Annotated in this window: 20 protein-coding genes; 19 read left to right on the forward strand and 1 reads right to left on the reverse strand. The window is 32.8% G+C overall.

Features of this window, described 5'->3' with window-relative positions; translation table 11 throughout:
• The first annotated feature begins 61 nt into the window (after positions 1–61).
• The 14 genes from B5E58_RS02710 (at position 62) to surE (ending at position 13,517) form a co-directional block, all read left to right on the forward strand.
• Positions 62–1,516: an FAD-binding oxidoreductase gene (locus tag B5E58_RS02710; protein WP_088108146.1), complete on the forward strand. Its 1,455-nt coding sequence runs from the start codon at positions 62–64 to the stop codon at positions 1,514–1,516.
• Positions 1,517–2,332 (forward strand): electron transfer flavoprotein subunit beta/FixA family protein, encoded by an 816-nt coding sequence (locus B5E58_RS02715; protein ID WP_088108147.1) that lies wholly within the window; start codon positions 1,517–1,519, stop codon positions 2,330–2,332.
• On the forward strand, positions 2,329–3,273 hold the full coding sequence (locus B5E58_RS02720; protein ID WP_088108148.1) for an electron transfer flavoprotein subunit alpha/FixB family protein: 945 nt from the start codon (positions 2,329–2,331) through the stop codon (positions 3,271–3,273). Before B5E58_RS02715 ends, B5E58_RS02720 begins: the two co-directional genes overlap by 4 nt.
• A 16-nt stretch (positions 3,274–3,289) precedes the next feature.
• Positions 3,290–4,696 (forward strand): FAD-binding oxidoreductase, encoded by a 1,407-nt coding sequence (locus tag B5E58_RS02725; RefSeq protein ID WP_242956578.1) that lies wholly within the window; start codon positions 3,290–3,292, stop codon positions 4,694–4,696.
• A complete protein-coding gene (locus B5E58_RS02730; protein WP_088108150.1) occupies positions 4,693–5,493 on the forward strand; it encodes an electron transfer flavoprotein subunit beta/FixA family protein in 801 nt (266 codons plus the stop codon). The genes B5E58_RS02725 and B5E58_RS02730 overlap by 4 nt, the downstream gene beginning before the upstream one ends.
• Positions 5,494–5,495: 2 nt before the next feature.
• Positions 5,496–6,488, forward strand: a complete 993-nt coding sequence (locus B5E58_RS02735) for an electron transfer flavoprotein subunit alpha/FixB family protein (protein WP_088108151.1) — start codon at positions 5,496–5,498, stop codon at positions 6,486–6,488.
• A 29-nt stretch (positions 6,489–6,517) separates the two neighbouring features.
• On the forward strand, positions 6,518–7,039 hold the full coding sequence (locus B5E58_RS02740; RefSeq protein ID WP_088108152.1) for a hypothetical protein: 522 nt from the start codon (positions 6,518–6,520) through the stop codon (positions 7,037–7,039).
• The gene (locus B5E58_RS13865; RefSeq protein WP_275532711.1) at positions 7,032–7,442 is read left to right on the forward strand and encodes a BCCT family transporter; all 411 of its coding nucleotides are present in this window, start codon (positions 7,032–7,034) and stop codon (positions 7,440–7,442) included. The genes B5E58_RS02740 and B5E58_RS13865 overlap by 8 nt, the downstream gene beginning before the upstream one ends.
• The gene (locus B5E58_RS02745; RefSeq protein WP_275532712.1) at positions 7,360–8,637 is read left to right on the forward strand and encodes a BCCT family transporter; all 1,278 of its coding nucleotides are present in this window, start codon (positions 7,360–7,362) and stop codon (positions 8,635–8,637) included. The genes B5E58_RS13865 and B5E58_RS02745 overlap by 83 nt, the downstream gene beginning before the upstream one ends.
• A gap of 40 nt (positions 8,638–8,677) precedes the next feature.
• A complete protein-coding gene (locus tag B5E58_RS02750; protein WP_443080021.1) occupies positions 8,678–9,247 on the forward strand; it encodes a glycerol-3-phosphate responsive antiterminator in 570 nt (189 codons plus the stop codon).
• Positions 9,248–9,279: 32 nt separating this feature from the next.
• Complete coding sequence (locus tag B5E58_RS02755; RefSeq protein ID WP_088108154.1) at positions 9,280–10,164, forward strand: damage-control phosphatase ARMT1 family protein; 885 nt, start codon at positions 9,280–9,282, stop codon at positions 10,162–10,164.
• Positions 10,165–10,407: 243 nt separating this feature from the next.
• Positions 10,408–11,193, forward strand: coding sequence for an SDR family oxidoreductase (locus B5E58_RS02760; protein ID WP_088108155.1), 786 nt, complete (start codon positions 10,408–10,410; stop codon positions 11,191–11,193).
• Positions 11,194–11,232: 39 nt separating this feature from the next.
• Positions 11,233–12,663, forward strand: a complete 1,431-nt coding sequence (locus B5E58_RS02765) for an FGGY-family carbohydrate kinase (RefSeq protein ID WP_088108156.1) — start codon at positions 11,233–11,235, stop codon at positions 12,661–12,663.
• A gap of 41 nt (positions 12,664–12,704) precedes the next feature.
• Positions 12,705–13,517: a 5'/3'-nucleotidase SurE gene (gene surE, locus B5E58_RS02770; RefSeq protein WP_088108157.1), complete on the forward strand. Its 813-nt coding sequence runs from the start codon at positions 12,705–12,707 to the stop codon at positions 13,515–13,517.
• Between the two features lie 61 nt (positions 13,518–13,578).
• Here the strand turns inward: surE and B5E58_RS02775 are convergent, their stop codons facing one another.
• Positions 13,579–14,964 carry an MATE family efflux transporter gene (locus tag B5E58_RS02775; protein WP_088108158.1) on the reverse strand — a complete coding sequence of 462 codons (1,386 nt, stop codon included), beginning with the start codon at positions 14,962–14,964 and terminating at the stop codon, positions 13,579–13,581.
• 327 nt (positions 14,965–15,291) lie between these two features.
• On the opposite strand from B5E58_RS02775, the gene B5E58_RS02780 reads away from it, so the two are divergent.
• From B5E58_RS02780 to B5E58_RS02800, 5 genes are all read left to right on the forward strand, one after another.
• Positions 15,292–15,948, forward strand: a complete 657-nt coding sequence (locus B5E58_RS02780; RefSeq protein WP_088108159.1) for a BofC C-terminal domain-containing protein — start codon at positions 15,292–15,294, stop codon at positions 15,946–15,948.
• Between the two features lie 304 nt (positions 15,949–16,252).
• The gene (gene zapA / locus B5E58_RS02785) at positions 16,253–17,200 is read left to right on the forward strand and encodes a cell division protein ZapA (protein WP_088108160.1); all 948 of its coding nucleotides are present in this window, start codon (positions 16,253–16,255) and stop codon (positions 17,198–17,200) included.
• Between the two features lie 81 nt (positions 17,201–17,281).
• Positions 17,282–19,705, forward strand: a complete 2,424-nt coding sequence (locus B5E58_RS02790; RefSeq protein ID WP_088108161.1) for a U32 family peptidase — start codon at positions 17,282–17,284, stop codon at positions 19,703–19,705.
• 37 nt (positions 19,706–19,742) lie between these two features.
• A complete protein-coding gene (locus tag B5E58_RS02795; protein WP_088108162.1) occupies positions 19,743–21,086 on the forward strand; it encodes an FtsW/RodA/SpoVE family cell cycle protein in 1,344 nt (447 codons plus the stop codon).
• Positions 21,086–22,477: a peptidoglycan D,D-transpeptidase FtsI family protein gene (locus tag B5E58_RS02800; RefSeq protein ID WP_088108163.1), complete on the forward strand. Its 1,392-nt coding sequence runs from the start codon at positions 21,086–21,088 to the stop codon at positions 22,475–22,477. Before B5E58_RS02795 ends, B5E58_RS02800 begins: the two co-directional genes overlap by 1 nt.
• Positions 22,478–22,587 lie beyond the last annotated feature (110 nt).

A 22,587-nucleotide genomic window follows, 5' to 3' on the forward strand; every position in this document is an offset into this window, starting at 1 on the left:
TTTGGTCGTGTCAATTATAAATTAATAATAATATTAATATAATGCATAGGAGGAAACGATTATGGCAGCAATTATTTCAAGAGATAAGATAGTAGAAGGATTAGTAAACATTCTTGGTAAAGAAAACGTTATAACAGACGAAAAAGTATTAAAAGACAGCAGCATTGACCGTTACAGAAAATATGAGCAGGTTATGGAAGTTTATACACAGCCAATTCCAGCTGCAGTAGTATATGTTCACAGTGCTGAAGAAGTTTCAGAAGTATTAAAATTCGCTAACGAAAATCAGATTAACGTAGTTCCAAGAACAGGACATTCAGCTATCGAGGGCGGACTTGAAACAGCATTAGAGGACTCAATCGTTATTGATGGTTCTACAATGAACAAAGTTATCAAAGTTGACAAATATAACATGCAGGTAACATGCCAGTGTGGTGTTCCTCTTCAGGACCTTGACGATATGTTAAGAGAACAGGGATATACAACAGGACATTCTCCACAGTCAAAACCACTTGCTCAGATGGGTGGACTTGTAGCTACAAGAAGTATCGGACAGTTCTCAACACTCTATGGTGGAATTGAAGATATGATCGTTGGACTTGAAGCTGTATTCCCAAATGGTAAAATCTGCAAAATCAAAAACATCCCAAGAAGAGCAGCTGGTCCAGACATCAGACACATCATCTGTGGTAATGAAGGTGCTATCTGCTTTATAACAGAAGTTACAGTTAAAATATTCAAATATCAGCCAGAAAACAACCGTTTCGTAGGATACAAATTAGATGACATGAAATTAGGTTTCGATTGCTTACGTGAAGTAATGGTAGCTGGATACAAACCATCAATCGCTCGTCTTTACGATGCAGCTGACGCAGCTATGCACTTCAGCAGCTGGCTTGAAGAAGGAAAATCAGTATTAATTTGGATGGCAGAAGGTCCTGCTGGTGTTACAGAAGCTACTGAAAAAGGTATCAAAGAATTAATGTCAGCTCATCCAGAATTAGAGCCAGTTGACCCTAAGATACTTGAAAAATGGTTCGCTGGATTAAACTGGGGTCCAGAACAGATTGCTGAGGAAAGAGAAGAAATCAAAGCTACAAAGAATATCGGTATCACAACAGAAGTTTCAGGATGCTGGGATTGCATTTATGAAATCTACAAAACAGCTTGTGACAGAATAATGGAAGAAGTTCCAGACATGACATTAATGGGAGGACATTCTTCACACAGTTACATAAATGGTACAAACATGTACTTCGTATACTACTACAATGTAGTTGATTGTCCACCAGAAGAAGAAATCAATAAATATCATGACAGAATTAACCAGATTATCTGCGAGCAGGTTCTTAAATATGGCGGATCAATAGTTCACCACCACGGTCTTGGTAAAGCAAGAGCTAAATATGTTCACGAAGAATACGGTTCATCATTCTATATGTTAGACACATTAAAGAAAGCATTTGACCCTAACGGAATTATGAATATGGGAACATTAATCCCACTTAGAAAGTAATTGAATATACTTGGGTGCTTTAAAATAGTTCCTGACCTTGATATGCTTCCGGAAGATGACTGGGTCTATGATGAAAACTTTTACATAGATGTAAAGTATGTCAAAAATATGTGGAACTGTTTTGATGAAAGTGCTTTGGAAATGATGTTAAAGCTTTCTGATTTATCAGAAGGCTTTAACGTGCTGTTTAGATTTGAAGCACTTACAATAGGCAATGAAAAATGCGATTCCTACCTTAGAACTCTTTATGCTCTTGGGTATGGAAAAGCCGTTAGAGTTGAATGTAATGATGACCTTAGGTTCAGACCTGAATTAGTCGCAAGGTCTGTTGCCGGATACGTGAACAAAACAGGCGACAAAGATGTTATTGTTATGGGACGTCAGACTTCTGACGGTAATAATGAAAAAACACCTCTTATTCTTGCTGAATATCTCGGCTGGCCATGTATAACAAATGTTATGAAAATGGAACCTTTTGATGATAATCACATAAAAGTAATAAGTGAGATTGACGAAGGTATATTGACACAAGTTGTAAAAACTCCTTGTGTAATTTCTGTTGGAAATGTTGCGGAATCTTATTTAAGAGTTCCTACACTTAAAGACAGAATGAAACTTGGAAAACAACCAATAGAAATTTATAAGCCTGAAGATTTAGGAGTAACTGATGAATTAGGACAAGCTACTGTTGAAATATGTGGTCTTGAAAAACCAGATAACGGTAGAGAAGGAATAATAATAGAAGGAAGTACTCCGGCTGAAAAGGCTTTAAAACTTTATAATGAATATCTGAAAGAGAGGCTTGAAAAATTATGAGATATCATGTATTTTTAAACGGATTTTCTGATGAATTTGAAAAGCAATCTCTTGAAGTTTTAGGATTTATAAAAGAATGTTGCAGTGATATAGAAGAAGGAAAAACAATTATTGCTTGTAGAGAAAACAGTGATTTTGAAAAACTTTCAGTTTATGCACCTACAAATGATGTTGTTTTCATTACCTCTGATAGATATATACCGGAAAACATTTTAAATTCCTGTGAAAAATATATTGATGATGAGGCAATTCATATATATGGTTTTGATAATTTTTCTTCTGAAAACTCTGTGAGAATGTCTGTCCGAAAAAATGGAAGTTCTCTTGTGGGCGTAAGAAATATGAGTCTTTCAGATGATTGTATTTTTGGTAAAAAAATGATTTATTCAAATCATATGGAAGCAACATTCAAATTGAAAAAATCTCCTTATTTTATTTCTCTGGCAAAAGGAATTTTTGAGGGACAGATTACAGAGGGAAATAATAAGAATATATTTATTGAGCAATGCATTTTAAATACATCAGATGAAAATGATGTTTTATATTATAATATAGAAAAAGAAGACAAAAAAGAAGGACCGGAAAATGCAAAACTTCTTGTTGTTGCAGGTAGAGGGGCGAAAGATAAAGCATCTGTTGAGAAACTTGAAGAATTTGCTGAAAGTATGGGCGGAAAACTTGGCGTAAGTAGACCGGTTGCCATGAGTGCTTGGGCTCCTATGGATAAACTTGTTGGAGTTTCAGGTATAATGGCAAAACCTAAAATATGTATTACTGCCGGAGTTTCAGGTTCTGCTGCTTTTTATGCCGGAATAGAAAAAAGCGATTTTATAGTTTCTATAAATACAGATGAAAAATCTGCTATAATAAAGAAATCGAATGTTGCTGTCGTTGATGATTTTAAAGCAATTGTTGAAGAACTCAAAAAATATATTAAATGAGGAAGGTGTGGTCATAGTGGCTGAAAAAAGTGGACTTATATTTCCAATGAGTGATAAGTATGAGGAGTATCTAATAGATGAGTCGAAATTTACAGGAAATGCGGAAAGTATATCATTTCCAAAAAATGAAGAAGAAATAATTGAGATACTCAAAGAAATGAAAGAAAAAGGTACACCTGTTACAATTCAAGGAGGAAAAACTGGAATTGTAGGTTCTGCTGTGCCTTTAGGTGGTCATATAATGAACCTTTCTTACATGAACAGTGTAAAAGGTTATGAAATACTTGATGATGAAACTGGTCTTATAACAGTTGAGCCTGGCATAAATCTTATAGACCTTAAAAAGGAAATACTTAGAATTTTTAAGGAAAAAGCACTTTTTTGGCCACCTGAACCAACCGAAACATCAGCTACTGTTGGTGGAATATGTGCCACTAATGCTCAAGGAATAAGTGGTTTTGTTTACGGAAATGTACAAAAATATATTAAATCGTTGAGGTTAGTTAGTTCTAATGGTATAATTAATATAATTTCTGACAACGATAACCCTGAATTTTTTGACAAAGTGATGGGAAAAGAAGGAATTACAGGTATAATAAGCGAAGTAACTTTAAAACTTATTAAAAAGCCACAAGAAGTTTGGGGTATAAGTTTCTTTTTTGAGACTGAAGAGGATGCTGGTAATTTTACAGATGCTATTAAAAATAATATACCAAAATCAGATACTGCTTTTATAGGAGCTTTTGAATATATTGATAGAAATTCTATAAACCTTATTGAAAAAAGAAAAGCGGATATGGCAAAGATAAAAGAATTGCCTGATATAGACAGCAATTTTGCCGGAATGTGTTATATTGAAATACATGGTGATGATGAGGGAATAGAAGAAATAGCAGGAGAACTTATGGAAACTGCTGTTATGTATAATAGTGACCCAGATATTGCTTGGGCTGTTTCAGGAGAGACAGAGGTGGAAAAAACAAGGGCTTTTCGTCATGCTGCACCGGAAACAGCAAATCTTTTCATTGAAGAAAAAAGACGTGATGATAAGAGAATTACAAAATTGGGAACAGATATGTCAATAGATGATGAAAGTTTTTCTCAAATTTTAAAAGAATATAGAAGTAGTCTTGAAAGTTCAGGTCTTAAAGGTTGTGTTTTTGGTCATGGCCTTGAAAATCATCTTCATGTAAATATTTTGCCTGAAAACTATGATGAATATGTTAAAGGTGTAGAGCTTATAAGAAAATGGGCTTCTGATTATAAGAGTAAAAAAGGTAAAATAATATGTGAACATGGAATAGGAAAGCTTAAAAAACAGATACTTTCAGATTTACTTCCAAAAGATTATATTGATGAGTGTAAAGCTCTCAAAGATGAATTTGATAAAGATATGATATTGAATAGAGGTAATATTTTATGAGAATAGCAGTTTTTATGAAACAAGTTCCGGCATATTCTCAAGGAAATATGGACGAAAAAACAGGTGTTATAATAAGAACAGGACTTCCTTCTATTGTCAATGTTTATGATTTGGCAGCTTTAGAAACTGCTTTGAGAATAAAAGAAAAAATAGGCGGGGAAGTAGTTGTTTTTACAATGGGACCTGATAAAGCTGAAGATGTAATCCGTGATGCTTTCGCAATGGGAGCAGATGACGGATATTTGATATGTGATAGAGCTTTTGCTGGTGCTGATGTTCTTGCAACATCATACACTTTGACACAAGCATTAAAATCAACAGGGAATTTTGACATTATATTATGCGGCAAGCAAACCACTGACGGAGATACTGCTCAGGTGAGCGGTGCTGTTGCAAAATGGATGAACATACCACATATGAACTGGATAAATGAGCTTTTAGAGATTACGGAGAGAGACATACAGGTCAAATGCCAGTTAGATGGAAGGCTGTCTGTAATACAGGCAGCCTATCCTTGTCTTTTATCTGTTGAAAAGTCCATATTCACTCCGAGAATGCCTTCTTTAAAACTTAAAATGGCAAGCAGAAAAAAAGAGATTAAGAGAATAACTCTTGAAAATCTTTCTGATAAAGATGAAAACAATTATGGTCTCAAAGGTTCTGCTACAAGAGTAAGAAAAATTTTCCCTCCTGAAAGAACAGCAAAGAGAGATGTTGTTACAAAGGACGGAAAAGAGGCTTCACAATATATTTTAAAAATATTAAATAATCTTGATACTTGTGAGGAGGGTGAATAATAATGAATATTTCAGAAAAAGTACATTCCTCCAGTGGTATATTGGTTTATTTTGAAATTTTTAAAAATGAAATTCGTCCTGTAAGTTTTGAACTTTTAGGTGAGGCATACAGACTTTCAAAAAAATCAAATGAAGCTGTTCATATTGTTGCTGTGGGAAAAGATATTGATTTTGTGAGAGAAAAAATTAAAGGATTTCCCGTAAAATCAGCTTATTTATATGAGACAGATAAATTTTTTCAGCCTGATATATATGAGAAGGCTTTGGAGGATTGTATAGACAAACTTAATCCTTCAATTGTACTTATAGGAGGAACAGCAGAAGGTAGAGCACTTGCTCCAAGACTTGCTGTTAATTATAGAACAGGACTTACAGCAGATTGTACAGAACTTGATATTGATGAAAATGGCAATCTTTTGCAAATTAGACCGGCTTTTGGCGGAAATATAATGGCTAAAATAGTTACAGAAAATACAAGACCACAGTTTGCTACTGTTCGTGAAAAGGTTATGCAGCCTGTAAAACCTGATTTTGTTGAAAATACTGATTTCCTTGTTCAAAATCTTGATGTTGAAGAGAGCAGTATGAAGATTTTGAATATAGAAGATACTGCTGAAGAAGATAGTATTGTAAATCAGAATATACTTGTTGTTGCAGGAAGAGGAGTTAAAAAGAAAGAAGATTTGGATATGCTTAGAGAGCTTGCAGAGCTTCTTGGAGGAAAACTTGCCTCAAGTCGTGCCCTTGTAGAGAAAGGTTGGATGACCCATAAAGAGCAGATAGGACTTTCGGGAAATACTGTTTGTCCTAAATGTATGATAACTTTTGGGGTTTCTGGTACGGTTCAGTTTATGGCCGGAATGAAAACAACTCCTAACATAATTGCTGTAAATTCTGACCCTAATGCAAGAATTTTTGAAATTGCACATTATCCTATATGTGCTGACTTGTATGATGTTGTGCCAGAACTTATTAAAAGCCTTAAAGGCTTATAATTTTTTAATATTAAAAAAGGAGTAAAGCAATGCTTCATTTTGAATATTCCTTAAAAAGCCCACAGATAGAGGAAAGTCTTCTGTGTTTAAATTGGAAAAGAGAAGGGCTTTTTAAGAGGTTAAATATTTATATTATGACAGTGTTGGGTATACTTTTACTATTTTTCTATATTAGAAATCCAGGATATATTGTTATTGGCTTTGTATTGGTCATTTTAATTCTTTCCATGTTTTTTATATTGTACATACCGGGTTTTTTGAGAAAAAGGAAAGCCATAAAAATAGCTTCTGAAAGAGGTATATATAAAATATGGCTTAATGAAAAAGGAATAACTTTCGGTGATGAACGAAAGTTTGTAAGCTTTTCGGATAATAAAGTTATTTTTTTAGAGTCAGAAAACATCTATACAATAAAATGTGGTTATGATGTTTTCTGTATCCCTAAAAATATATTTAATAATTCCGATAAAGAGCGTTTTATCTCTATTATGGATAAAAATAATATCCATAAAATCAAGATAAAAACAGGAAGGGAGGCAAACAATGGATAAATTTTCTAATGAGAAAACAATAGATTTGTCAGTAAAATGGGTGGTTTTTTTACCTCCTTGGATATTACTTGTTGCCATGGTTGCAGTTAGCCTTGTAAATGGAGACCTTTTCCTTTCAAGCCTTAATGCTGTTACAAGCTGGATACTTGATAATTTTGCATGGCTTTTTAATGCAACTGTTATATTTTGTATATTTACAGTTATTGCTGTATATATATCACCTCTTGGTAGAGTGCGTATAGGTGGCAGAAAAATGCGTCCTATAATGTCTTTTACAAATCATTACATGGATAACTCTCTGTACAACTGTTGCTGCAGGGATTCTTTTCTGGGCTTGTGCAGAACCTATGTATCATTTGTATGCACCAGCAAAGTTTTCAGGTGCAGAACCGGGAAGTCTTGAGGCAGCATTTTTTGCTATGAAAACAATGCTTCTTGAATGGACTTGGTCTCCTTATGCTATTTATACTGTTGCAACTCTTACTTTTGCTTTCGTTTTCTATAATATGAAAGCTAAGTATTCAATAGGCTCTGCTCTTATACCTCTTTTTGGAGAAAAGGTTACAAAGTATAATACAATTATAGACGTTGTATGTCTTTTTGCTCTTGTTGCAGGTATGGCAGCGTCTCTTGGAACAGGTACACTTACAATAGGTGGAGGAATTGAAAGAGTATTTGGCATAAAGAGTGCACCGTTATCTTGGGGTGTTATAATAACTGTAATTGTTATAACATTTGTTATATCAAGTATTTCAGGTGTAATGAAGGGTATTAGAATACTTTCAGATATAAATGCAAAGGTTTATATGGTACTTTTAGTATTCCTTCTTATATTTGGACCTACTGCTTTTATGCTTAATTTTACAATGGAATCTCTTGGAGCTTACATATCAGACTTCTTTAGAATGAGTCTTTATACAGGTGAAATAATGGGTGACTCATGGGCAAAGAGTTGGCCTATATTCTACTGGTGTAACTGGCTTGCATGGACTCCTATAACAGCTGTATTTTTAGGTAAAATACTTAGAGGATATACAATAAGAGAAGCTATAATTTGTAACTTTGTTATACCTTCAGTTTTTGCTACAATATGGATGGGACTTTTCTCAACAGCAGCTATATATTATGAACTTAACGGATTTGGTTTCTATGACATTATGCTTCAGAAAGGCTCTGAGTCTGTTGTATATGCTGTTTTTGACCAGCTTCCTCTTGCTATAATAGTAATACCATTTTATCTTTTTATTGTATTTATTTCATTTGTTACTGCATCTGACTCAAATACTAATGCTATGGCTGGACTTTGTACAGAAGGCATTACACAGGAAGAACAAGAGTCTCCTGCATGGCTTAAAGCTGTATGGGGAGTATCTATTGCTCTTATGACATGGATACTTATAAGTTTTGCTGGAATTGACGGAATAAAAGCGGCTTCAAATCTTGGCGGCTTCCCTAATATGTTCCTTGTAATATGTATGGCTGCGGGACTTTTGAAAATAGCTAAAAACCCTCGAAAGTATTACCAATATAAAGAGGATTATGACGAAAAAGGTAATCCTATAAAATCAGAGCGTTTACCTATTGAGGAGACAGAATAAGAGCTCTTCTAAAAACAGGAGGATATTAAATAATATGGCAATGACAATAAAACATTTTATGGAATCAACAGATATATGTCCGGTTATACCTGCTATAAAAGGCGATGAATGGATTGAACCAGCAAAAAATTCTGATTCAGATATTGTGTATATACTTTATGGTGATATATGCAATATTGCAGATATAGTTGATGAGCTTAAAGAAGCTGGAAAAAAGGTTATAGTACATATAGACCTTATTGTTGGACTTTCTCCAAAAGAAATAAGTGTTGATTTTATAAAAAAATATACCAAAGCCGATGGTATTATAAGTATGAAACCGTCACTCATAAAACATGCCAATGAAGTTGGTCTTTTTACAATACAAAGATTTTTTATGATGGACGTTATGACATATAGAAATATAGAAAAACATGTAAAAGCAAGTAACCCTGATGTTGTTGAATTTATGCCTGCCGGTCTTACAAAGGTAATACATTACCTTATGGAAGGTATAGAAAAGCCTGTTGTTGCAAGTGGTCTTATATTGGATAAAGAAGATATAATGGGAGCTTTAAAAACAGGTGCTGTGGCTGTTTCAACAACAAAAATAGAACTTTGGGACTGCTGATTTTATTATATTTATTTTTAAGGTGAGATTTTATGAGAGCAAATCTTCAGTGTTATTACTGCTGTATCAGAAAAATAGAAGGTCTTCTTAATCAATATAATGTTTCTGATACTGATAGTATAGAGATAATAAAAGATGTTTTTAAAATAATGTCTGAATGTGATGACAATATCAGTGCGCCTGTCTTAATGAATAAGACAATGCTTGTTCTTGAAAATAAATTAGGTGTTACAGATACATATAAAGACGCTAAAGAGAAGTATAATAAACTTCTTATTGAAAGAGAAGATGAGTTTTTTAACATAGTTATGAACTCTGATAATATTTTTGAGTCAGCTGTAAAATGTGCCATAACAGGAAACTATATAGATTTTGGTGCAATGGACACTGTTGACGAAGGAAAATTAAATGAACTCCTTGAAAAGAGAGAAGAAATAAAGCTTTCATCTGATGAGCTTTCAAATTTGAAGGATGATATTGAAAAGGGCAAAAACCTTCTTTATATTACCGACAATGCCGGTGAAATTGTTTTGGATAAGGTTTTTATAAGAGTTCTTAAAAAATTGTATCCACATTTGAATATAAAGGTTATGGTTAGAGGTGTGCCAACACTTAATGATGCAACAATAAAAGATGCGTTAGAAATATGTATGAATGATTTTGCACAGGTTATTTCAAATGGTACATCTATACCTGGAACACAGATTGAAGTCCTTTCAGATGAGGCTAAAAAAGCTGTTTATGAAGCTGATTTATGTATTGCAAAAGGACAGGGTAACTTTGAAACATTAAGAGGTTCAGGAATTAATGTGTATTATATGTTCCTCTGTAAGTGTGATTTGTTTGTTAAAAAATTTGGAGTTGAGAGATTTACACCAGTTTTGGCAAATGAAAAAAGAATTGTGCAATATGCATAAAAATTTTGATATTTATTTGAGTATTTAGTATTATTGACAATGTGATACAGTAGGCTTATAATAAAGTCAGTTACTAAAGAGTACGAGAGAGAGTAACTTCTATCTAATATTGCATAGATGGAAGTTGCTCTTTTTTTGTCCAATTTTGTATGGTGCGCAGATACAAATTGGAGTTTGAGTCCTCTTTAATACATCTTTAAAACTTTAAAAAATATAATTTTCGAGATTACGGAGGTATTTACAATGAGCTACAATATTAATGATTTTTCACTTGATTTCTTTAACTTAAAAGGTAAAAACGCAATAGTAACAGGCGGAAACAGCGGATTAGGACAGGCTTTCGCTCTTGCTCTTGCAAAAGCAGGTGCAAACATTTTTACATTCGCTTTTGTAGATGATGACGGAACAACAAAAAAATTAATCGAAGACTGTGGTGTTAAATACACATTCATGCAGGGAGACCTTACAGAAGATGGTATGTGCGATAAAATCGCTGAAAAATGTGTTGAAACATACGGAAGCATTGATATACTTGTAAACTGTGCTGGTATCTGTAAAATAGCTGACGTTCTTGAGTTCGGAAGAAAAGAATGGGACCCAATGATAGCTATCAACCTTACAGGAGCATTTGATTTAAGCCATGCAGTTGCTAAATATATGATTCCACAGAGAAGTGGTAAAATCATCAACATTTGTTCATTATTCTCATTCCTTGGTGGACTTGGCTCACCTGCATACGCTGCAATGAAAGCTGGTTTAATGGGACTTACAAAAGCTTATGCTGATGAATTAGGAAAATACGGAATTACAGTAAACGGTATCGCTCCAGGATACTTCCAGACAAGCATGACAACAGGAACAGGTAGTGCAAACGATGAAAAATTCATCAAAATCAAAGAGCATATTCCAGCTGACCGTTGGGGAGAAAGACAGGACCTTATGGGAACAATGGTATTCCTTGCAAGCCACGCTTCAGACTATGTAAATGGTACACTTGTTGTTGTTGATGGTGGATACTTAGTAAGATAATTTCCTTAAAAAATATTTCGAAATCAGGAGATGAAACAAATGAGCAAAAAATATATCATCGGTGTTGATGAAGGTTCTCAGAGTGCTAAAATAATAATTTTTGACCTTGAAGGAAACATAGTATGTGAAGGTAAAGAGCCTTTAAGACCTTATGATTTACCTGAACCAGGAATAGTTGAACATCCTGACGATGACTGGTGGGACGCTATATGTGTTGCCGGTAAAAAATGTATGGCAAACTTTAAGGGAAATGTTGAAGACATACTTGGTATTGGTTTATGTACAATACGTTTCTGTCGTGCATACTTAAAAGAAGATGGAACACTTGCACAGCCTGCTATGAGCTGGATGGACGTTAGAGTTTCAAAACCTTATGAACACACAAATCCAGAAGTAAGATATGTTACAACTTCATCAGGATATATTACACACCGTTTTACAGGTGAATTTAAAGATACAGCAGCAAACTATCAGGGAATGTGGCCAATGGATACAGATAAATGGGAATGGCTTCCAGATGGCGAACAGTTTGATTACTACGGAATTCCAAGAGAAATGCTCTTTGACCTTGTAATGCCTGGTGATATACTTGGCTATGTCACAGAAGAAGCTGCAAAAGCAACAGGTTTCCCTAAAGGTCTTCCAGTTGTAGCTACATCAAATGACAAAGCTGTTGAAGGTCTTGGAGTTGGTTGTACAGGTAAAACAACAGCTTGTGTTTCTTTAGGAACATACATAGCTGCTATGATGCAGGGAACAGAAAATCCAAAGAATACAGTTAACTTCTGGTCAAACTTCGCATCAACACCACATAACTACTTATATGAAAGTAATGGTATCCGTAGAGGTATGTGGACAGTAAGTTGGTTTAAAAATGTACTTGGAAAGAGCTATGAACACATGGCTTTAGATGAGGGAATGTCAGCAGAAGAAATGTTAAGTGTTGAAGCTGAGAGCGTTCCAGCTGGTTGTGATGGTCTTATGACAGTTCTTGACTGGCTTGCTCCAACAGATGCCCTTTACAAAAAAGGTATTATGATAGGTTTTGACGGAAGACATGGCAGAGCTCATATGTATCGTTCAATACTTGAAGCTATTGCTCTTACAATGAAAAACCGTGTTGATGAAATGTGTGAAGAACTTGGTGTTACACTTGACAATATCATCATCACAGGTGGTGGTTCTAACAGTGATTTATTCATGCAGATTTTTGCTGATGTATTCGGTATACCTGCAAAACGTAATGTTGTAAATGGTGCTGCTGGTGTTGGTGCTGCAATATGTGCAGCTGTTGCAGTAGGAGCATACAAGACATTCGATGAAGCTGTTGAAAAAATGGTTAAAGTTAAAGATGTATTTGAGCCTAACAAAGAGAACGTTGAGCTTTATGCTAAGATGTGTCCTATTTATAAAGACATAACAAATCATACAGATGCAGTTCTCAAAAAGACATATGAAATATTCAAATAATTAAAATAAATTAAAGGTTTTCGGAAAGAAAGGTGAACAACATGCGACCTTTGATACTTGTTACAAATGACGATGGTATAAATTCCCCTGGGCTTATTGCGGCCGTTGAAGCAGTATTTGACTTGGGAGATGTGCTTGTATCAGCTCCTCATACTCAACAAACTGGTATGGGGAGAGCTTTCCCACGAACTAATGAAGTCGGAATAATTGACGAAACTCCTTTGAAAATAAACGACACAATTATAAAGGGATACGGGGTTCATGGTTCACCTGCTTTTTCTGTTGCTCATGGTATACTTGAGTTGGCAGACCGAAAACCTGATTTATGTATAAGCGGAATAAATTATGGAGAAAATGTTGGACTTTCAGTTACTTGTAGTGGAACTTTAGGAGCTACATTTGAGGCTGATAGTCATGGTATACCTAGTATAGCTGTTTCAATACAGGCAGATTTAAGTGTTCAGCGTACAAATGAATATATAAATGCTGATTGGTCAGCTGCTAAAAAGGTGCTTAGAACATTTGCAAAAAAAATATTAAATGAGGGTATGCCTGAAAATGTCAATATATATAATATAAATGTTCCTGCATGTCCTAAAAATTCAAATGAATTTAGATTTACAATGCAGAGTAGACAGAATTATTTTGAGTTTGTAAAACCTACAAAGAGGGATTTGAATAAGCCTTATGCTCTTAAATCTAGACTTTTTGTAGATGTGGAAAGACTTGAAAGAAATAGCGATATATATGCATTGTATATTGACCAGACAACATCAGTAACTCCAATTAATACAAACATGTCTGCTATTACAAGAGAAGTTGAAAATTATGTTATGGGAACAGCCTCTATTTAAGAGGTTGTTTTTTTTATGTATAAAAAAAGCTGTGAATTTTAATTTCACAGCTTTTATATTTTTAATTTTCAGCTTGAGCTTTCTTTTCCATTTTTAACTCAAGAGGGAATTTTTTCTGTTTTATAATATAGTATATTATAAATAATATTGCTGTTATTGCCCATGATATAGGGAAACTGTAAAGTATTGATTCAACAGTGTTATATTTTGGAACAACCACAATAAGCCATACAATTCTTAATACACATACACCCATACAAGTGAGAACCATTGGAACTATAACATTTCCTATACCTCTTAATGCTCCTGATAAAATTTCAATAGGCACATATATTATATATGCAGGAGCAAGAACCATAAGCATTTTAAATCCTATATCAATTACTGTCTTATCTGTTGTAAATAATCCAAAAACAAATTTAGCTGAAAGAACAAATATTATACTGAGTAAAAGAGTTGTTACAAGAGTCATTCCAAGACAAATTTTTGTGCTTTTTCGTACCCTATCAAATTTTAATGCTCCATAATTCTGTCCTATAAATGTTGTAACAGCTATACCAAAAGCACTTATTATCATCCAGTTAAAAGCATCCAGTTTTCCAAGAACTGTCCATGCAGCAACAGTGTCTGTTCCCAACTGGTTTAATGATGACTGTATAAACATATTTGCTATATTATACATTGTTGTCTGGAACCCTGATGGTATTCCTATAAAAAGTATTGAATAGAATGAAACAGTGTTAAATCTTATTCTTCTTAATTTAAGTCTGTATATATCTGTTGAACGCATAAGAGTTATTGTAACAAGAATTGCACTTACTGCCTGAGCAATGAGTGTTGCAAAGGCTACTCCTAAAACTCCCATGTCAAATACTACAACAAATACAACGTCAAGTACTATGTTTATTACACAACATACAATAAGAAAATAAAGAGGGTGTTTTGAGTCTCCCACAGCTCTTAAAATACCGGAACCCATATTATATATAAATACAAATATTATACCGGCAAAATATACCCTTAAATATAAAATTGATGTATCAAGAATACTTTCTTGTGTTTTCATAAGTTTGAGAAGAAAAGGAACAAATATAAATCCTAAAACACTTATTATTATACTTCCTACAATAGCTATTGCAAAGGCTGTATGAAGGGTTTTATTTAAACTTCCACGACTTCTCGCTCCATAGTGTTGAGCTATTATTACTGTTGCACCTGATGAAAGACCTACAAAAAATCCAACAATAAGATTTACAATCTGGTTTGCCGAACCTCCGACAGCGGCAAGAGCTTCTTTTCCTACAAATTGTCCTACAACAATTGTGTCTGCTGTATTATACAGCTGTTGAAAAAACGTTCCAAGTACAATTGGGAAAAAGAATATAAGAAGTTGTTTCCATATTATACCTTCAGTTATGCTGTTTTTTGATGTGCTACCCTGAGCCATTGGATTTGACCTCCATAAATTGATTTTAGCTTTAATTTTTCTAAGTTTTTTACAGCATACAATATAAGTATGATATGAAAATAATATGAAAAAAACATAAAAAAATCAATATAATTCTTTAATAATAAAAATTAATTTTAAAAGAATATATTATATAAAACATATATATTTAGTAGGAGTATGTATGTATAAATTTTATAATTAAAGGTCTTTAATTTTAATATTTTTAAATATATAAAATTACTGTAAAAATATAGTATTTTTTAATCATATAAAAGGTATATATATTTTTTTTATGTCAATAATTACTTTTAAAGGAGTGATTTTATGGCAGAAAGGAAAATATTATATATAATAGCATCTGTATGTATTTTAAGTGGTGTTTTGTGTTTTGGTACAGCTTTTTATGTTTACAGAAATAGCAGTATAAACAATGATGTTCAAAATAATAAAGCTGAAAGTGTATATCAAAGTGAAAATCAAGAACAAATTGAAGAAGTTACTGAAAATACTGATGATAATACAGTAAAAACAGAAAATGTTGATAATACAGAAGACCATTTGCAAATGGTTATTGCTGATAATACAATAACAGAGTCAACAAAAATGGTATATCAATATTATTATAAAAATGAAGGTGTTATGGAGGAAAGTGAGGAGGTTCCACCATATTTTTTATTAGGTTTTGATTTTAATGATATGCTTGAATATTATCCAGATTGGCAAATAGTTTCTTTCTCATCAAAAGAAGTTGTTATGAGAAAAATAGTTGAGGAGAAAAATGAAGAAAGTTTTATAGTTACACAGAAAGATGGATATATTGCTGTATATTATGAAGATAAAGATGAGGGAAGAACTTTATATGAAATAACAGAGACTCCTATTTCAACTTTAACCCATGAGGAACAAGTTAGAATTAATGATGGTATAATTGTAAAAAGTGAGTATGAACTTGCAAAAATTCTTGCGGAATATAATAGTTAATATCTATTTATAATATAAAATCATTTATTTTGTATTATTTGATAAACAATATAAAATTTTAATATTTTATGTAGACATAATATAAGTATTTTGATATAATAACAATGTGAAAACTCCCCAATATTTTCACAATGTAGCTTTTAAAGCTGCAATCCCAATAAGAAATACCTTCTCTTTGTGGAAAAAGGTCAACATCGGCAGTTGGCCTTTTTTCATTTGTAAAAATTTTTTAAAATAGTTTTAACTGGTGAGGGTTTTATGATATAATACAATAGGTAAATTCGGTACAGAAGGAACGGTGTTTATGAAAAATAAAGTTCAAGTGACTATTGAAGGTAAGACTTTTTCCCTTGCTGGCGAAGAGTCAGAAATATATATAAAACAAGTTGCAAATTATATAAATGATAAGTTTTCTGAAATAAGAAAACGTGAGGAAGCTAAAGGCGTAAGCAGTAATATGATTTCTGTTCTCACAGCTATAAATATAGCAGATGATTATTTTAAGGAAATGGAAAAAAATGTCGTTCTTATGGAGCTTAATGAACAGCTTAAACTTTCACAAAATTTATCATTATCAGAAGAACAGATTAAAAATCTTGAGGATAATGTTAAAAGTTTACAGTCTGAAAATGATGATTTGAGAGTTTTAAAAGAAAATCTTGAAAAAGAGATTATAGGTGTTAAAGCTGAAAAATCAGCTCTCGAAAGAGAGTTAGAAAAGCTTAGAACTGAAAAATCAAATCTTTTGGGAAATATTGAGGTTTTAAAAGCTGAAAAATCTAAATCTTTTAAAGATATTGAAACTTTAAAAAATGAAAATGAAAATTATAAAAAAGAACTTTCAAAATCTAATGATATAAATAGTAGTCTCCAAAAAGAAATTTATATAATGAAATCTGAAAATGAAAATATACAGAAAAAACTTGGACAGGCTAACACAGATAAAATTGATTTGGAAAAACAATTTGACGATATTAAAAAGGTAAATGAAAATTTACAAAGTGAATTTGACATAATAAAAGAAGATAAAGAAAATATTTCAAAAGATTTTGATGATATTAAAATTGTTAAAGAAAAACTTGAAAAAGAATTTGAAACTGTAAAAACAGGTAGGGAATATATTGAAAAAGAGCTTGGAGTTGTTAAAACAGAAAAAGAAGCCCTTGAAAAAGAGATTGAGCGATTGAAAAAAGAAAATGCTCAACTTGAAAGTGACTTGGAAGAATTTCTTCTTGCACCTGCCGACAAATAAATACATAATATAATTAAAATTTAATAAGTATTATAAAAATAGCAGATTACTGCTATTTTTTTGTATGAAGGGAGAATTGATATGATTAAAAACAATCCGCCGGAACTTTTATCTCCAGTAGGTTCAATGGAAAGCCTTTGTGCAGCTGTAAATAATGGCTGTGATGCTGTATATCTTGGTGGAAAGTCTTTCAGTGCAAGACAGTATGCTAATAATTTTGGTATAAATGAGCTTGATGAAGTTTGCAATTATTGTCATCTTAGAGGTGTAAAGGTATATATAACTGTAAATACTATTTATAAAGATGAGGAAATAAACGAGTTTTTAAAATTTATAGATGAACTTTATAAAATGGGTGTTGATGCTCTTATAATGCAAGATTTAGGAGCTGCTAAACTTGTAAAAGAACATTATCCTGATTTTCCTCTCCATGCAAGTACACAGCTTACAACAAATTCCCTTGAAGATGTCAAATATTTATATGAAATGGGATTTTCAAAAGTTGTTTTAAGTCGTGAGCTTTCTCTTACCGAGATAAAAAATATAACATCAAATACAGATGTTGAGATTGAAACTTTTGTCCATGGTGCTTTGTGTGTTTCCTATTCTGGTCAGTGTATAATGAGTAGTATGCTTGGAGGAAGAAGTGGAAATAGGGGAAGATGTGCTCAGACTTGCCGCTTACCTTATACTCTATATAATGAATACGATAAAATAAAAGAAGGTCATCTCCTCTGTCCTAAAGATATTGAAACAATAACAATACTTCCTAAACTTATAGAAGCTGGAATAAGCTCATTTAAAATTGAAGGAAGAATGAAAAGTCCTGAGTATGTTGCTGGTGTAACAAAGGTTTACAGAAAATATATTGATATGTATATTAATGAGCCTGATAATTATGCTGTTGATGATGCTGATATGAAAATACTCTTACAGCTTTTTAATAGAGGCGGTTTTACAGAAGGATATTATGAAACTCATTCTGGAAGTGATATGATGAGTATTGAAAGACCTAAAACTTGGGGACTTAAAACAGGTTTTGTTGACTCATATAACCCTAAGATAGGCAGAGTTACAATAAGAACAAGAGAACCTCTTGTGCCGGGAGACGGTATTGAAATTTGGACAGACTCTGAACCTCATGTAGGAAGTAATATAAATAAAAAATCTAAAGCTGGAGAAGTTATAAGTCTTTCAATAGAGGGAGACATAAGCAAAAATAATGTTGTTTATAAAACTCATGATAAACTCCTTGAGGACACTCTCCGTGCTACATGGGAGAAAGATAGAAGAAAAAAAGAAATATATGGAGAGTTTACAGCTAGAAAAGGTGAGGAAATGACTTTAAAACTTTGGGATAATTCCGGTTCTCTTGCCTTTGTGAAAGGTGCTGTTGTTGAAAAGGCTCAAAATCAGCCTATGACAGAGGATAAACTTAAAAAACAGCTTTCTAAAATGGGTGCTACACCATTTTCTCTTGGATATATTTCTATAAATGCTGATGATGATATATATGTTGGAATAAGTGATTTGAATGAAATAAGACGTAAAGCAACAGAAATGCTTTCTGAAAATATAATTAAAAAGACAAAACGTGTTCCAACACCTAGCGAAAAATTTAAGTCAAACAGAAATAGAATTATGAGAACAAAGAAAATAACTGTTCTTGTAAATGATATAATGCAGTTTGATGTTGTCACAAGAAATAGAAATGTTGACACTGTATATTTTGAACTTACAGACTCTTTTGAAAAAAATATTGATAAATGTATAGAGAGATGTAAAAAAACAGGTGTGAAGTTATTTGCAGCCTTACCTCGTATATATAGAATGAACACAGGAAATATGTTTGGTGAATTTATTGATAAACTTAAAAATAGTGATATTGACGGTTTCCTTGTACGCTCATTAGGTGAATATAGCATAGTTGAAAATAGTGGCAAAAAAATCGCTGTTGATTATAGTATGAATGTTTTTAATAGTGAAGCTGTCAGATATTGGAACAGTAAAAATGTTGATAGAATATGTATATCTCCTGAGCTTAACATAAAGGAAATAAACAATATTGCAGATGAAAACTGTGAAATGTTAGGATATGGATATATCCCTCTTATGACAACACACCAGTGTCCAATAGGTTCTTTTGATGGTGATAAAAAAGCTGGAATGTACTGTTCAAAGAGATATAATAAAGATTTATATTTCTTGAAAGACAGAAAAGGAATGAAATTCCCTCTTATGCCTGATTGTAAACAGTGTGTTTGTCAGATATTAAACGGAAAACCTCTCTTTACATTAAAATTTTATGATGAGGTTGCAGAGACTTCAACAGGCTATATAAGACTTTTATTTACAAAAGAAGGCCCTAAAAAAACAGAGCGTATACTTAATGCTTATTGTGATGTTGTTCTTGGAAGAAATATTTCTCCTGAAACAAAAATATTACTTTCAGAGATGAGCGAAAAGGGAAGTACAAAAGGTCATTTCTTTAGAGGGGTTGAGTAAGCATTAAGACTTCTGCTCGGAAACAGAGGTATTTATTATGTTTGAATTAGTTTTATTGTTTAGCAGGTATCTTTTTGCATTTTATATTATATTTTACCTGTGGCAAGGTGTTGTATATGTTGCAGAGGAACAGGGATATTATATAGGAAATCCCTATTATGCTGTGTCTATACAACGTATAATAATAATATTCTTCCATATAACAGCATACCTTATACTGGCATATATTCCGGGAGAATTCTTTTTCAATATTAGGTATCTTTTGGTAGGTGCTGGAGGACTACTTTTTATAATAATTGCTTTGAGTGTCACTCGTAAAGTTTATAAAAAAAGTTGTCCTCTTATATGGAACAGTATGATATTTTTGCTTGATATAGGAATGGTTATGCTTCAAAGACTTAAACCAGAATTGGCAGAAAAACAGCTTGTTTGGATGACATTTGGTGTTTGTATAATGTTGCTTATACCTCTTATACTCAAACTCATACCAAGATTTGAAATGTTTGAGAAACTTTATATTATAGTAAGTTATATTCTTATACTTTCGACTATTGTTTTTGGTGATGAGGAGTTTGGTTCTGTAAACTGGCTTACAATAGGAAAAATAAGTTTTCAGCCTTCAGAGATAGTAAAATTCCTATTTATATTCTATCTGGCATCAGTATTTAGAAAACGTATTGAGCTTAAACAGCTTATAGTTACAGGTTCTTTAAGTGCTGGTATAGTATTTTTGCTTGTAATGCAGAAAGATTTGGGAGGAGCTTTAATATTTTTCCTTACATATATGGCTATGTTATATATTGCAACATCAAATGCAATTTTGTTTTTCAGCGGAATGGGTGCTGCTTCTATTGCGGCAGTTATTGCCTATAACCTTTTTAGTCATGTTAGAGTTAGAGTTGCAGCTTGGAAAAATCCTTGGTCAGATGTTGAGGGTGGAGGTTATCAGATTGTTCAATCTCTTTTTGCCATATCAACATGGGGACTTTTTGGAAGTGGATTGACAAAGGGTATGCCTCAAAGTATACCTGTTGTTGAGAGAGACTTTATATTTTCGGCAATATGTGAGGAATTTGGAACTATATTTGCTATGGGCATTGTTTGTATATTTATAATGATATTTTTTAGAGGTATAAAAATAGCATTGAGATGTGAAAGAAGATATTACAGTCTTCTTGCAGTAGGTATAACAACAATGTTTGCTTTTCAGTCTTTTATAATAATAGGTGGTGTTATAAAACTTATTCCTATGACAGGAGTGACATTGCCTTTTGTAAATTATGGTGGTAGTTCTGTTATTGTAAGTATAATGATGATAGGACTTCTCCAATGGATAGAGTCATATTATGAAATACGAAGTGAAGGGAGCAGTGATTACTGATGAAAAGCAGTATTAAAAAAATATTCTGGCTTATATCACTTATGTTTTTTCTTATAATAATATGGCTTGGAAAACTCACTATATTTGACAGAGATGAGCTTATAACAAATCCTTATAATCCAAGACTTCAATATTCAGATACTTCAATTAAGAGAGGAAATATAAAGGATATAAACGGAGAAATAATAGCTGAAAGCGAATATACAGAAAATGGATATGTTAGAAATTATCCTCGTTCAAGAATGGCAGCCCATGTTACAGGATATTCATCTATGGGGAAAACGGGTGTTGAAGCTGCTGAAAATTTTGAACTTGAAAATATACACAATGAAGTTGTTCAAAGAATATCAAATGCTTTTAAGGGAACTGAAGTTAAGGGGAATGATGTTGTATTAACTGTTGATATGGAAATACAATCCCTTGCAGGAGACCTTTTGGGAGACCAAAAGGGAGCTGTTGTCGTTATGGAACCTTCAACAGGAAGAATTATTGCCATGCAGGCTTATCCTGATTTTAATCCTAATACTGTTGATGAAAATTGGAATGAACTTAAAAATTCGGAGGAAAGTCCACTTATAAACAGAACAACTCAAGGTCTTTATCCTCCCGGTTCAACATTTAAGATAGTAACAGCTCTTGCAGCTATGGAATATCTTGAAGATTGGGAGACATTTACTGTTGAATGTACAGGTGAAGCAGAGTTTGAGGATAAAGTTATCCACTGTTATAATAATAAGGCTCATGGTACAGTTGATATGCATGAGGCTATGGCAGAGTCTTGTAATTGCTATTTTGCAGAAATAGGAAAACGCATAGGCGGAGAAAATTTAAGAAAAGTTGCTGACAGACTTATGGTAAATTCATCTTTAGGTTTTGAATTGCCTTCAAGTCAAAGCTCTGTTGTTATAGATAAAAATAGCTCTGAAAGTGAGCTTGTTGAAACTGCCATAGGACAGGGAAAGACTGTTGTAACTCCAATATATATGGCAAGTCTTGTTTCTTCTGTGGCAAATGGTGGAATTATGAAAAAACCTTATATAGTTGACCATATAGAATACCCTAACGGAAAAACATCAGAAACAATAATTCCTGAAACAATAGGTGAGATAATGACCTATGATGAAGCTAAAAAGCTTAATGATATGATGATTTCTGTTGTAAATGAGGGAACAGGAACAGCAGCAGCCCTTAAAGGCTATCAAGCAGCAGGAAAAACAGGAACAGCAGAAAATTCTAAGGGTATAGACCATTCTTGGTTTGTTGGCTATGCACCGGCAGATAATCCAGAAGTTGCTGTGGCTGTTATTTTAGAAAATTCAGGAAATAATAAAAAAGCTGCTCCGATAGCTGGAAAACTTATGCAGGCTGTTTTAGATAAAAATTGGAATTAATATAATATATAAAAACGTTTATAACTATATAAAATTATAAACGTTTTTTATTTTTTGTATTAAAATGTCATGATTAATGTTTTTTGAAAATAATGGTTAGTAATATTATC

It is taken from the genome of Tyzzerella sp. An114, assembly GCF_002161055.1.
Taxonomy (GTDB): Bacteria; Bacillota; Clostridia; order Lachnospirales; family Anaerotignaceae; genus Fimicola; species Fimicola cottocaccae.

Bases quoted from the DNA above. Each gene is read 5' to 3' on its own strand.
- B5E58_RS02710 (WP_088108146.1), top strand. From the start codon at position 62: ATGGCAGCAATTATTTCAAGAGATAAGATAGTAGAAGGATTAGTAAAC.
- B5E58_RS02740 (WP_088108152.1), top strand. From the start codon at position 6,518: ATGCTTCATTTTGAATATTCCTTAAAAAGCCCACAGATAGAGGAAAGT.
- B5E58_RS02765 (WP_088108156.1), top strand. From the start codon at position 11,233: ATGAGCAAAAAATATATCATCGGTGTTGATGAAGGTTCTCAGAGTGCT.
- B5E58_RS02800 (WP_088108163.1), top strand. From the start codon at position 21,086: ATGAAAAGCAGTATTAAAAAAATATTCTGGCTTATATCACTTATGTTT.
- B5E58_RS13865 (WP_275532711.1), top strand. From the start codon at position 7,032: ATGGATAAATTTTCTAATGAGAAAACAATAGATTTGTCAGTAAAATGG.
- B5E58_RS02735 (WP_088108151.1), top strand. From the start codon at position 5,496: ATGAATATTTCAGAAAAAGTACATTCCTCCAGTGGTATATTGGTTTAT.
- B5E58_RS02780 (WP_088108159.1), top strand. From the start codon at position 15,292: ATGGCAGAAAGGAAAATATTATATATAATAGCATCTGTATGTATTTTA.
- surE (WP_088108157.1), top strand. From the start codon at position 12,705: ATGCGACCTTTGATACTTGTTACAAATGACGATGGTATAAATTCCCCT.
- B5E58_RS02755 (WP_088108154.1), top strand. From the start codon at position 9,280: ATGAGAGCAAATCTTCAGTGTTATTACTGCTGTATCAGAAAAATAGAA.
- B5E58_RS02750 (WP_443080021.1), top strand. From the start codon at position 8,678: ATGACAATAAAACATTTTATGGAATCAACAGATATATGTCCGGTTATA.
- B5E58_RS02775 (WP_088108158.1), bottom strand. From the start codon at position 14,964: ATGGCTCAGGGTAGCACATCAAAAAACAGCATAACTGAAGGTATAATA.
- zapA (WP_088108160.1), top strand. From the start codon at position 16,253: ATGAAAAATAAAGTTCAAGTGACTATTGAAGGTAAGACTTTTTCCCTT.
- B5E58_RS02730 (WP_088108150.1), top strand. From the start codon at position 4,693: ATGAGAATAGCAGTTTTTATGAAACAAGTTCCGGCATATTCTCAAGGA.
- B5E58_RS02795 (WP_088108162.1), top strand. From the start codon at position 19,743: ATGTTTGAATTAGTTTTATTGTTTAGCAGGTATCTTTTTGCATTTTAT.
- B5E58_RS02760 (WP_088108155.1), top strand. From the start codon at position 10,408: ATGAGCTACAATATTAATGATTTTTCACTTGATTTCTTTAACTTAAAA.
- B5E58_RS02720 (WP_088108148.1), top strand. From the start codon at position 2,329: ATGAGATATCATGTATTTTTAAACGGATTTTCTGATGAATTTGAAAAG.
- B5E58_RS02790 (WP_088108161.1), top strand. From the start codon at position 17,282: ATGATTAAAAACAATCCGCCGGAACTTTTATCTCCAGTAGGTTCAATG.